The following is an 11,437-nucleotide window of genomic DNA, read 5'->3' as shown; positions in this document are numbered from 1 at the left end:
TTCGAGCCCAGACCCCATACCAGACCGCCAAGGCCCCGACAACGAGCCCGCCTAGCCCGACCCAGAAACCCCAAGTTGTGTACCAGTCACCGTTCACGGGGGGAGAGTACCGGGAACCCGTTCGGCAGCGTGGGCTTCGTGACAGCTCGCCGTCCGGTTGCGCGGCCACCTGGAGGGTGCTGGCAGGCGATCGCGCTCTCACGCTTGGTACCGAGAGACACGACACCCCGCCAGCATTCTGGGTGGAGTCCGGTGAGACTCGGAACTTCAATATGCTGTTTCACTACCGGCCTGTACCCAGGCGGGCAGCCGACAAGTTTCGAAAGCATCAGCACATCGTTGACGCAGGGCAACTCGGGCCCGGTCCGAGGCTGCGCGGCCTACCTGACGGCAGTCCCCGACGCCTCTTGAGGCTACGCGCCGTACAGCAAATTCCGTCGGCACAGCGGTGGCGTCGGAGGGCGCGGAGGTTGCGGCCCGGCCGATCGCCCATGGCTCACAGCTCTGCGTCTGGGTCGAGTTCGGCGAGTCGAGATGCGAACCTGGCGCGCAGTCGGCTGGATTCCTCGTGGTCTCCGCGGGCGTCTGCGGCATCGATGGCGTCTCGTTGCAGGAGGGTCGAGAGGGGTTCGGCCAGTAGGCCGTGCGTGGCGACTTGGATCGCCTCGGCGTACCGCCCGGCCTCGTGGTGGATCCGGGCGAGGAGGTGGGCGGTGTCTGCGATGGCGCTGACCATCACCTGGATGTCGTTCTCGGCCCAGCCGTAGTGTGCGTCGTCGATCCCGAGGAAGGGACGGCCACGCACGAGCTCCATCGCTGCGGTGAGGTTCTCCAGTCGTTCGTCCTCGGTTGCCAGTGCTGCGGCAGTCAGTTCTTGGAAGATGGCCCAGTCCGTTAGGACATCGTCGGTCACCCGCAGGGGTTCACCGCGGCGGATGGTCGGCAACGCGTCGTCGCCGACGAGTTGGCGCGTGCGGTAGACGAAGGTGTTGCGGGTGCCTGTGACATCGCGTTTGCCCGGCCAGAAGACTTCGTCGAGCTCGTGTCCTGTCGCGGTGCGGCGCAGCGCCAGGTAGACGAGCAGCTCAGTGGCCCGCGGCGGTGGTGTCGACTCTGGTTTGGCGAGTCCGTCGATCTGGATGGGTCCTAGGAGGTTGACGCGGATCCTTCCTTCTAGTCGCTGGGTGGCCATCGCGTGGGTGCTGGACGCCTCCCGCATGGTCTGGGCGGTGTCCCGGGCATCGGGCGAGTAGGTGCCGCGGCCTTCCGGTCTCTGGGATGTGCCGAGGCCGGCGACGACGGGAGGTTGTGCGGTCAGGAGCAGGGACGTCACGTGCTTAAGGTCGGCTGCGCTGAGGCGCTGTGCGTGCAGCGTGATGCTCAGGGGGTCGAGGACGGCTGTGCCGTCGGAGTGGACGGTGAGCGTCCAGCCGTCGGTGGGTGCGCGTGTGATCAGGACGGACCCGGTCCATGGCTCGTTCGTCAGCAACGGGCTCGGTGTCTGTTCCAGGTAGATGACGGGTAGCCAGGTGTCTTCGAGGATCCGGTCCGAGCGAGCTTCGAGGGTGTCGGCGAGGCCGCTGTGGTCCAGGGCGGCCGCGATGGCCTCGGCGCGGGCTCGTCGTGTTCGGGTGTGGTCGGGCGTGCTGTGCATGCGTGCGGGTTCGAACGCTGCTGCCAGCTCGGCGAGGGACTCGTCGGTGACCAGGGCGATGCGCCCGGTCAGGTCGCTGGTGATGATCTCGACGGCGAGTGCGCGCAGGACATCGTCGGCCGCCTGGTTGTCGCCGATGATGCTCAGGGTCCCTGCGGCTTCGAGATTGAGGAGCACCGTCGCGTCGTCGGTGTGACCGAGGGGGACGAGTGCGGGGTATGGCTCGGATCGGTGAGCGTCCTCGAGCGGCGGATCGTCAACGATCTCACTGGTCGCGGCGGTCCACCGGCTGCCGGCGGCAACGAACGGTGGGACGGGCTCGGGGTCGTCGCCTTGAAGGTGGAGTGTCATGGTGTGCTCGTCGAGGCTGAGCGCGGTGATCCGGGGCAGGTCGCGCTCGGCGGTGTAGCAGCGGGTGTCGATGTTCTGCAGAGCCACTTTGAGCTGGACCAGGGTGACTGGGGTGCTCGCATGGCGGAGGGTCTGTTCCACGGCAGCCGGCTCGCTGTCGGTCGGGGGCATGGGGATGGCTTCGCCGACGCGTCGCGCGCGGTGCTGCAGGTGGCGTCGACGGCTGAGCTCGCCGACGACGCCCGCGGCGGCCAGCGCGGTCAGGCCGACGAACAGCGGTGCCGGGCTGCTGGCGTCGATTGAGTCACTGCTCGGCCGTTCGCCGGTGTCCGTGACGGACCTTGGCGCAGCGGTTGGCGCGGGGCTCGCCGTTGGCGACGGGGCCTTCGCGGCGGGCGCGGTCGGTGGGGCGGCGCTCGGTGTGCGGCGTTCCGCAGTGGGTGCCTCGATTGGGTCGGCCGCTGGCGGCGTGCCAGCGGGGTTTGATGTGTCGTCGACTGGGAGGTCGAGTCGCCAGCCGGGCTCGATCAGGTTCGGGTGGGTCAGGGCGCCGCCATCCGGTTGGGGCTTGCCGGCGTTGGCGGCGTAGATCTCGGTGTAGCGATCGCCGTCGCCGAGGTGCTCTTCGGCGAGCTTCCAGAGGCTGTCGCCGGGTTCGACGACGACCTCGCTCGGCGCTGGCTGGACCGGTGCGGCGGGCTCGAGGGGTGGTGACGGGTTTAGGCCGGCGGCGTCTGCCGGGAGCAGGAGCGCCCAGCCGGGGTAGATCCAGTGGGAGTCGCTTAGGGCAGTCCCATCGGCCTGGGGGCGGCCGAGGTTCAGATCCTGGATCTCGGTGAAGCGGGCGCCGTCGCCGAGGTGCCGTTCGGCGATGTCCCACAGCGTGTCCCCGCGCTGGACGGTGACGGTCGGGAGCTCCGCGCCGCGGTTCGGCTGCTCGGCCGCGGTCGGTTCGGGCTCCACGGCGTGCCGGGGTGCTGGCGTTGGTGTGTCGAGCGTTGGCCGGTCATTGAAGGCACGCGTGGCAGTGACCGTTGCGGCGGCCGCGGGGGTCGGACTGGTGACGGTCGACGTGAGTGCGAGCAGGACGGCGGCGGAGGCGACCAGCCGGGATGCTGCCCATTGCGCTGATCCGAGCAGGGGGATCGAGGGTGTTGCGACTCGCCGCAGGCCGGCGAGGATCTCGGCGGTGACGCTGACCGTGAAGGCTGCCCACGCGACCCACCCGATCAACGCCAGGACGGCGAAGAGGAGGGTGCCGTCGTCGGGGGAGGACAGTGCGTGCCCGACCTCGGCGAGGGTCGGAACTGTTTCCGGAACGTAGATGGGTGCGAGCGCGATCAACGCGATCGGCGCTCCGAGAAGGAACAACAGGAGCAGCACGGTCGCGCCGAGGGCGCGCAGGATTTCGGGACCGCGGTGGGTGGGGGTGAGGGTCGCGGTCATGTGCCACCTCCGGTGATGCCTTCGACGAGTGAGGCTTCGGCGTGCCCGGTCACGGTCAGGGTGCTGATGCCGATGAGGTTGAGGAACGCGGTTGGGGCCGTGTCGGTGACGGTGATGAGCAGGCGGGTGCGGTCGTCGCTGACCGTGACGATGCCGTTGTGTCCTGCCTGGCGCAGGTAGGTGGTCGCTGCGGCGACGGCGATGCTTCGGTCCACTCTTATGCCGGATCCGGAGATGGCGTTGGGGATGTCGAGGGCCTGCCCGCCGGCGCGAGCCGCTTCGGCCGCGGTGGCGTCGGCGCGTTGGGTCGCGCGCAGTTTCGCGCCGCCGTCTGCGACCAGGCCGAGCAGCAGGAGGAGCCCGAGCATGCTGATGGCCACGAACACGGTGACTGAGCCGGCCTCGTGTTCGGGTCCGGTTGCGGCGTGCAGGCGGCGAGTGAGGGTCGTCATCGTGTGCGGTACCTGTCGAGGGGCGAGGTCGCTTGCGCGGTCATCGTGCGTGCGCCGGGCAAGCCCGGGACAGCGAGGTCGGCGAAGCTCACGGTGCAGCTGACCGTCGCGGTCACGACGGCCTCCTGACCGATGCGCGCAGAGAACCCGGACGTGTCCACGGCGACAGCAGTGGCGACGCAGGACGTGCTGGCGAGCTCGCGCGCGGCCGCGGCTGTCGCTGCCGCGCGGGCGCCGTCCTGAGTTCGGGCCAGGGAGGCGTCCCGGGCGGCGGAGCGGGCTGCTTGCTCGATCGCGCTTGTCGTGGTCTCGACTCGGCCGGCCAGCACGAGGGCACCGAGGAGCAGGATCAGGGCGGGGGTCAGGATCGCGAGCTCGACGCTGATCGAGCCGTTCTCGCGGGGGTCGCGCGGGTGCTGGCGGTTCATGGTGTGTTCGCCGTGGTGAAGCGCTCGACGGGGCCGTCGGCGGACTGGTTGACCTGGATCCCCGGCGCGCCGGGGATCACCGACAGCGATCGTCCTGTCACCGCGACCTGCACGTGCCCGGGTCCGGGTGTGGAGGCGATCGCGGCGGCGTCGGTGAGCGTGTCCGCACCGTGGTCGCGCACAAAGGCCAGAGCTGTATCTCGCCCGGCCTGCGGCGTCGAGCCGTAGGCGCGGGCGACGGCAACGCCTTCCTGGGCGGCGGCCAGTGCCAGCGAGCGGGCGTGGAACCAGAGCGCGTACTGGATCAACGCAGTCACCAGCAGCAGGAGGGCGGGGAACAGGATGACCAGCTCGATGCTGGCCGACCCGGTGTCCCGACGGTCACGCATGGTCAGGTGATCTGGTTGACGCGGCGCTGGACTGCCGCGGTGATGGCCACGACGAGCGTCCCTGCCACGGCGATCAACCCCAGGATGATGATTACGAGCTCCAGGGTCGATGCGCCGGTGTCGTCGCCGACGCGGTCGCGGATCCGGTGCCGGGCAGCGGACACGTAGCCGTTGAGGAATATCAGCATCACGAGCGTGTCCATGTCGTTCTCCATTCGTTCCAGGGTGTGGTTCAGCTCAGGAGGATCCGCACGAAGGCGGGGTAGCCGAGCAGGGCCATGAAGCACAGGCCTAGCAAGGAGACGGGTACGACCATGTGCTCGGAGGCGGCGTTGGCCTTCGCGGTCGAGGTGGCGAGCAGCTGGGTGCGCAGTGAGGCGGCGCGGGCGCGCAGGGTTGCGTAGATGGCGGCGCCGTCCTGGCCGGCGATGCGCATGATGTCGGCCACGTCGCCGAGCTCGGTGACACCGGTGCTCTCGGCGAGGTGGGTCAGCCCCATCCAGGACGGGTCGCCCGCCAGTTCGGCGCGCAGGAGCGCGTCGCGGATCTGGGCGAACTCGACCGAGCCGCCGATGGCCGCGGCCCGGTCGAGAGCCTCGGTGGGTCCGGCGTCGGCGATCCGCTCCATCGCCACCAGCTCGAGGAACACACATGTCGCTGCCCGCATGGAAGCCCGGGCCTTGGCTGCTTCGGTGCGAAGCGTCACGTCCGGGAGCATGAAGAACACGCCACCAAGGGCCAGTCCGGCGACGGCCGGGACAACGAACGGCAGGGCGATACCGGCGGCCAGCATGAGGGCGGACATCAGGGCGGGGAAGAGCAGGCCGACGAGCCCGTACCCGATCTTGCGGGCGCCGAGGTCCTCGGGCTGCTGGTTGAGCATGTTCAGGTCGGCGGCGTAGCGGCGCAGCCCGAAGGTCTGGACTGCCTGCGGAAGGACCACCCGCCGCACCGAGCCGAGCGGTCCAGGCGCTCCGATCGGCGATTCCGCGGTGACGTGGCCGCGTGCTGGTAAGAGGCGTTCGACGGCGGTGACGAGGTCGGGTCGGGCAGGGGAGAGGCCTGCCACGGCGACGACGATTCCGCCGCCGACCAGGGCGCCAGCGAGGAGCACGATCCACAGCGTCATGACCCACCCCTGGTGTGATGTCCGGTCAGGAAGCGCGGTTCGGGTGGGGTCAGGGTCAGTGCCCGGATCCACAGCAGGCACCCGGCGAAGGCGGCAGCGATCGCGGCCAGCACGAGCTGTCCCAACCCGTCGCTGTAGGGCTGCAGGTAGGTGCCGTTGAGCGTCAGGAGCCCCGCGACACCGAGGGTGATCAGGGTGACGAGCCGGGCGGTGGAGCGGGGCCGCGCGCGTTCAGCTTCGACCCTGCGCCGCACTGCCACTTCGTCCGAAACGGACCCGGCCACCGCGGTGAGCACTCCCGACAGGCCGGGCCCTCGGCGCCTGGAGGCCAGCAGGAGCGAGGCGACGACGAAGTCGCCGGCGGCGTCGTTCAGATCGTCGGCGAAGGCCCGCAACGCCTGATCGGTCGGCCACCGTGCGGAGATCCGCGCAACCAGTGCGCCCACGTCGCGAGCCAGCGGCGGCGGGGCGGTCGTGGCGGACGCGAGGATCCCTTGCTCGAGACCGACCCCAGTGGCCAGCACATCGGCCAAGCGGCGGGTCCATTCCTCGATGGCCTCGACGCGATCGATTGCTCGGGCGGCGACCTTCGCCGACCCGAGCAGGTACGGCAGCCCGATCACGGCGGCCACCACGATCAGAGCGGCGACAGGCCAGCGGGTGACGGCCCATGCCAGGAGCCCGGCTGCCGCGGCGATGGGCCACCGCCAGCGATCCCACCACCCCTCGGCGGGGCGCCGGGTCCGGCGGCGTCGCGGTCGCGCCGGCGCTGGTTCGGTGCGTCGCAGCCCGATCGTAGCGAGCAGTGCCCCTGCCACGAGGACGGCCCCGCTTAGGGCGGCGAGCAGAGGTGTCATGACCGTCCTCCGCCCAGTGGATTCGTCCACGTGCCATTGCGTTGGTCGAGCACGGACGGGTCGAACCCGACGCGCACGAGGTCGGATAGGCACTGCGGGCGGTGCAGCGGCACGGCGCGACCGTCGGCGCCGGGTCCGAAGACGGTCGTCGTGGCCGGGCGGTTCGTCTCGCCGAGGCCGACGATCTCGACCACCTGGGACACGAACCGGTGTCGGCGACCCCCGGTCGCGGTGTCGTCGAGGAGCTCGATATGTACGAACAGGTCGACCGACCCGGCCAGGAGTCGGTAGGCGAACGTGTCCGTCATCGAGACCCCGGCGGACAGGCACAGGGTCACGATGCGGTCCACGGCGTGCTGTGCGGACCGGGAGTGCAGCGTGCACAAGGACCCGTCGCCGGTGGACATCGCCTCGAGCATCGGCAGCACCTCGGGGCCGCGGACCTCACCGACGATGATCCGGCGCAGGTTCAGCCGCAGCGCATCGACCACCAGGTCGGAGAGCGTGATCTCTCCAGCTCGTCGGCCGCTCCCGTCCTTCTCGGCGGAGCCCTCCCGAGCCTCCAAGGCCACGACCCGGGGATGGCGATGGGGCAGGTCGTGCAGGTGGAGCTCGTACTCCTTCTCGATCGTGGCGAACCGCTCCATCGGAGCGAACTCGTTGGCCAACGCCCGTATCAGGGTCGTCTTGCCAGCATTCTGCAGCCCCGTGACCACGATGTTCTTGCCCGCCCGCACGGCCGCCCTCAAGAACTGCGCCAACGCGGTGTCGAGCGTGCCGAGACGGACCAGGTCGTCGAGGTCGACGTCACGCACCCGATGCCGGCGGATCACGACGTGCGGCTTCGGCGTCGTCCATGCCACCGCGGCGAGCCGTGAGCCGTCCTCGAGGCGCAGGTGCAAGGCGGGATGGGCCGAGGAGAACGTGCGCTCGGCGTTGCCGGTGCGGGCGGCGAGTAGCTGCAGGATCTCGATGAGCTCGGCATCCGAGTCCGCGATCGGCGGGACGCGTTCATCTCGTCCGTCGGCGTAGGACACCCAGACGGTGTCGTGACCGTCGACTTCGATGTTCTCCACCGCCGGGTCCTCGATCAGCGGCTGCAGTCGGCCCAACCCGAACAAGGCCGCCATCACTGCGCGTGAGGTCGCCATCTCCAGATCGATCGGCCACGAGTCCTCGCCGCGGCGCACCCGTTCGCGACCGCGCTCGGACAGCTCGGCAGCAACCAGCGAGCGCGCGAGCTCACGGCGGGCACCCGGGGACTCGACGTGCTGGGTCTGCAGACGCTCGGCCAACCGATCGGCCACGGCCCGGCGGACCTCACGGACGACCGACATGTCTGGCGCGGCCAGGACCGGGCCGGCAGCGRTCGCCAGATGAGTGGCTGTCGGGCCGAACCCGTTCGAGGTCGGTCCAGGTCGGGTCGTCTCGTCCAGCCCGGTCATGACGACACCGCCAGGGCCGGGGCCAGTTCGGCGAGCCGCTCGACGACGCCGCGGGCCGACCGGAGCAGCGGCGACCGCTCGAACCGCCATCCCTGCGCACTCCCGGTGGCGAACGCGGTTGCGGCCCACGCATCTCGCGCGACCACCACTGGCCTACCGGTGCCCAGTGCGGTGCCGATCTCGGTGGGGGAGTAGCCGTCGCCGATCGCCAGTGCCAGAGGTGCGACGCGGCCGGCTCGTGCTTCCTGCAGTGTCCGTACGGCCGCAGCGGAAGGGACCACGGAGGCCACCTCTGGCCGCACGACGATCGCGACGACATCCGCGCCGTCCAGCAGCGGAGTGGGCTCGTACCGGTGACCCAACCGCCCGACGTCGACCACCACGTCGACTCCCACCGAGCCCAGGTCGCGCGACGCACCGATCAGCGCACTCCAGATCGCGCCGAGGGGGCGGGCCTGCCGAGGATCTGTGACACCCGCCAAGACCATGCGCGCAGAGTCCTCGTCGATCGCCACCGCACAGTCGATGACCTGCTCGACCGACAGCGGACCGCGGGTCGCCGCCAGCGCCAGGACTCCGGCCGTGCCAGGCAGACCTGCCTGGAGAAACCCCGTCAGGAGACCAGAGCCGGCCGGATCGGCGTCAACCAGCAGAACACGACGGTCCGGATGCACGAGCGGCCACACCCACGTCATCGCGAGCGCCGTCGTCGTCACCCCGGGACCGCCGTGCGCGGAGCACACGGCCACGACGCTCWCTTCGCACCCTGCGCAGGCAGCACCACCAGAGCAAAACGGCCCGTCGCCGCCCGCATGGCCAGCGCCGGTCCGTCGTCGGCATCCGTGACCACGTCGACGACCACCAGACCGTTGATGTCCGGTGGCCCGACACGCACGACCGTCGCCGAAGAGGAGAGCGGTTCTCCCGGCACCGCATCGGCGCCCTGCGGGGGCGCATCGACGACCAGGACTCTCTCGCCCGCTGCGAGGCCGCCGGCAGGCACCTTTTCGACCGTCAACGGCAACGGCACAAGAACCTGATCGGGTGCCACCACCCCCGACCCAGTCACCTCGGACGCGGCGAGCAGCGATCCCTTCGCCAGCGACGTTGCAGCGACCTGCCCGACGATCTCGCTGATGTCCTTGGCGGGGACGGTCGCGACGGTCACCTCGACCGAGACGGCGGTGGTCGTCAGGTCGTCGCGAGTGACGGTCGCCCCGTACGGCACGTCCCGGGTTAGGACGAGCACGTCGACCCGCTGCCCCGAACTCGAGACCAGCCAGACCGCGGCGAGCGCCCCGATCACGATCATCACGACGCCCGCGACCACGAATGCCGGCCTCCGACGCCCTCGCGGGGCTATTGCGCGCGGTGCGCGAACGGTGACACCGCTGGGGGTGCCGTTCAGCGTGGCCTTCTCACTCGTTGCCGTCATGGCAACCTCCCCTGCAGGCGGGCATGCCGCCGATGGCTACTCCTGGGTGATGAGCACCTGCATCTCACCGATGCGCACGCTCGCCGTGGATTGCCGGGTGACCGTCAGTGCGCCCGAGGCGCCACCGCCGGTCCACGTCACGTCCCACGTCGTCGTCGCAGTTACCGGGAACGCCTCATTGGCCTGCCCGGCGGAGGACTGCTCGTAGATGTGCTGGCACGTCGGCGACGTGACACCACCGGTGTAGTACGGCGTGCCRGGGTTCTTGCACGTCTCGGTGCGCCCGTCGCCCATGTCCCAGACGATCTGGCGAGCTTGCGCCGTGGCCGTGACAGAGAGCCCCGGGACCGCAGCGGTTGCCGAGTTCGGGCCCCACGTCGTCGCGCCTACCTCGGTCCACAACCACACCGGCAGCCCGACCAAGCCGTGCTCGTCGCCCTCGATCGTCATCCGGATCGTCGGACCGGTCAGCGCCATTCGCGCCAATGCCTGCTGGGCCAGCTGTGCCGGCGTCACGCTCGTCCCTCCGTATCCGGGAGGATCGGTCGGACTCCACACCCACCCGTCGACGCCTCCGGGGTGTGTCGCGGCGCAAGAGACCGCGTAGATGGCGCCCTCCGGATAGTGGCCGCCCCAGATGGCATCGGTCTCCGGCGGCTGGTGCTCGAGCTTCCGCCAGTAGCAGTCGTCGCGGTCGTTGAACCATCCGAGGGGTCCCTGGCAGGGGACGACTCGGCCTGTGCTGGACACCATGCACTCGCGAACCACGACGTCGCCGCTGACGGGATCCGCCGGGGGTGCCGGCTGGCCTGGTTGATCGACCTCGATGACGCAGAAGGTGGTATTGGGTGCGCAAGTTACGCCCGACGGGACGACTCCGGTTGCCAGGCCCGCGATCATCGCCGCAACGCCGCCGAGAGCCGTCAGCATGGCGCTTCGCGATCGACGTTGGACGTTCGGATGGTCCAGTGATCGACGTAGAAGTAGGCGGTGGATGTCGTCACGAGCTTCTGGACCTGACCGGGTGCCGCGGCCGATTCACCCGTCGCCGTGTAGACGGGCTGCCACCCCGTTCCGTCGACGCAGTCGACGATTGTGGCGGAGCCGCTGGTGCCGATCTCCACATCTGAAACCGTGGGCGTGAGTACAGGCTGACCTGTGACGGCGATTCCCGAATTTCGGAAGGTGAAGACGCTCGACACCACGTCTGCAAACGCCTTGTCGACAGCGAACCTCTCGAGCTCGGGCCCCGGGTCTTTCGTCGGATCGGCGAACGCTGCGATCTTGGCGTCCCAGTAGCCCTTGTACGCCTCGAGGATCGCCGCCTCCGTTTGCGCAATCGTCGGGTCCACCGATGGAGTCGGGCTGGGCGTGGGAGTCGGAGCTGTCGTCGAGACCACCGGTGTGGGCGAGGGGGTTGGCTCGGGATCTGTGCACGCGCCGAGTAGAGCCGCGGCGACGATCAGCGCTGTGGCGGTCGCGGCCCCCTTGGTGATCTGTCGACTTCTCATCGGCAAACACCCGCCCCTGTACGGCGCCCGCTTGCACGGAAGCCGCTCGACGACAGCGTCGAAGCGCCCATTCCATACCCAAACCGGTGAAGTGCGCGAGTCGGAACGGTCAGTCGACACGTGACTGGATACGTCTCCATGCCGATAGGTGTGCCACAGATTGCGCAACACGCGAGCCGCGTGCCCCGAATCTGTGGACGGAGCTCAGCTCGCACGGCGCTGTGGAAGACCGGCGACCAGTGCTTCCTCGGCGCGACGCGCTGCCAGGACCGGGGATCGGGCGGAGTGTCGGCGGGTCGCCATCCGCGCCGTGCGGACGACGGGTGACTCGACTATGGCG

At 69.8% G+C, this 11,437-nt stretch carries 12 protein-coding genes; all 12 read right to left on the bottom strand.

The window, feature by feature from the left end:
* Window positions 1-496: 496 nt before the first annotated feature.
* The 12 genes from AC1DUQ_RS08025 to AC1DUQ_RS07970 all read right to left on the bottom strand — a co-directional run bounded on the left by AC1DUQ_RS08025 (window position 497) and on the right by AC1DUQ_RS07970 (window position 10,938).
* Window positions 497-3,451: a LysM peptidoglycan-binding domain-containing protein gene (locus AC1DUQ_RS08025; RefSeq protein ID WP_477073625.1), complete on the bottom strand. Its 2,955-nt coding sequence runs from the start codon at window positions 3,449-3,451 to the stop codon at window positions 497-499.
* A complete protein-coding gene (locus tag AC1DUQ_RS08020; RefSeq protein WP_477073624.1) occupies window positions 3,448-3,903 on the bottom strand; it encodes a pilus assembly protein TadG-related protein in 456 nt (151 codons plus the stop codon). Before AC1DUQ_RS08020 ends, AC1DUQ_RS08025 begins: the two co-directional genes overlap by 4 nt.
* Complete coding sequence (locus tag AC1DUQ_RS08015) at window positions 3,900-4,331, bottom strand: TadE/TadG family type IV pilus assembly protein (RefSeq protein ID WP_477073623.1); 432 nt, start codon at window positions 4,329-4,331, stop codon at window positions 3,900-3,902. The genes AC1DUQ_RS08020 and AC1DUQ_RS08015 overlap by 4 nt, the downstream gene beginning before the upstream one ends.
* The gene (locus tag AC1DUQ_RS08010) at window positions 4,328-4,720 is read right to left on the bottom strand and encodes a TadE/TadG family type IV pilus assembly protein (RefSeq protein ID WP_477073622.1); all 393 of its coding nucleotides are present in this window, start codon (window positions 4,718-4,720) and stop codon (window positions 4,328-4,330) included. The genes AC1DUQ_RS08015 and AC1DUQ_RS08010 overlap by 4 nt, the downstream gene beginning before the upstream one ends.
* A 2-nt stretch (window positions 4,721-4,722) precedes the next feature.
* Window positions 4,723-4,923: a hypothetical protein gene (locus tag AC1DUQ_RS08005; RefSeq protein ID WP_477073621.1), complete on the bottom strand. Its 201-nt coding sequence runs from the start codon at window positions 4,921-4,923 to the stop codon at window positions 4,723-4,725.
* A gap of 29 nt (window positions 4,924-4,952) precedes the next feature.
* On the bottom strand, window positions 4,953-5,849 hold the full coding sequence (locus tag AC1DUQ_RS08000) for a type II secretion system F family protein (RefSeq protein ID WP_477073620.1): 897 nt from the start codon (window positions 5,847-5,849) through the stop codon (window positions 4,953-4,955).
* Window positions 5,846-6,484, bottom strand: a complete 639-nt coding sequence (locus tag AC1DUQ_RS07995) for a type II secretion system F family protein (protein ID WP_477073619.1) — start codon at window positions 6,482-6,484, stop codon at window positions 5,846-5,848. Before AC1DUQ_RS07995 ends, AC1DUQ_RS08000 begins: the two co-directional genes overlap by 4 nt.
* Window positions 6,485-6,702: 218 nt before the next feature.
* Window positions 6,703-8,013 (bottom strand): CpaF family protein, encoded by a 1,311-nt coding sequence (locus AC1DUQ_RS07990; RefSeq protein WP_477073618.1) that lies wholly within the window; start codon window positions 8,011-8,013, stop codon window positions 6,703-6,705.
* Between the two features lie 134 nt (window positions 8,014-8,147).
* Complete coding sequence (locus AC1DUQ_RS07985; RefSeq protein WP_477073617.1) at window positions 8,148-8,837, bottom strand: hypothetical protein; 690 nt, start codon at window positions 8,835-8,837, stop codon at window positions 8,148-8,150.
* Between the two features lie 26 nt (window positions 8,838-8,863).
* Window positions 8,864-9,463, bottom strand: coding sequence for an SAF domain-containing protein (locus tag AC1DUQ_RS07980; RefSeq protein WP_477073626.1), 600 nt, complete (start codon window positions 9,461-9,463; stop codon window positions 8,864-8,866).
* Window positions 9,464-9,622: 159 nt separating this feature from the next.
* On the bottom strand, window positions 9,623-10,516 hold the full coding sequence (locus AC1DUQ_RS07975; protein WP_477073616.1) for a hypothetical protein: 894 nt from the start codon (window positions 10,514-10,516) through the stop codon (window positions 9,623-9,625).
* Window positions 10,510-10,938, bottom strand: coding sequence for a hypothetical protein (locus tag AC1DUQ_RS07970; protein WP_477073615.1), 429 nt, complete (start codon window positions 10,936-10,938; stop codon window positions 10,510-10,512). The genes AC1DUQ_RS07975 and AC1DUQ_RS07970 overlap by 7 nt, the downstream gene beginning before the upstream one ends.
* Window positions 10,939-11,437: the final 499 nt, after the last annotated feature.

This window comes from Cellulomonas sp. P4_B5_2 (assembly GCF_056402235.1).
This window is presented reverse-complemented; position numbering and strand designations above follow the sequence as displayed.

Bases quoted from the DNA above. Each gene is read 5' to 3' on its own strand.
- AC1DUQ_RS08015 (WP_477073623.1), bottom strand. From the start codon at position 4,331: ATGAACCGCCAGCACCCGCGCGACCCCCGCGAGAACGGCTCGATCAGC.
- AC1DUQ_RS08005 (WP_477073621.1), bottom strand. From the start codon at position 4,923: ATGGACACGCTCGTGATGCTGATATTCCTCAACGGCTACGTGTCCGCT.
- AC1DUQ_RS08000 (WP_477073620.1), bottom strand. From the start codon at position 5,849: ATGACGCTGTGGATCGTGCTCCTCGCTGGCGCCCTGGTCGGCGGCGGA.
- AC1DUQ_RS08020 (WP_477073624.1), bottom strand. From the start codon at position 3,903: ATGACGACCCTCACTCGCCGCCTGCACGCCGCAACCGGACCCGAACAC.
- AC1DUQ_RS08025 (WP_477073625.1), bottom strand. From the start codon at position 3,451: ATGACCGCGACCCTCACCCCCACCCACCGCGGTCCCGAAATCCTGCGC.
- AC1DUQ_RS08010 (WP_477073622.1), bottom strand. From the start codon at position 4,720: ATGCGTGACCGTCGGGACACCGGGTCGGCCAGCATCGAGCTGGTCATC.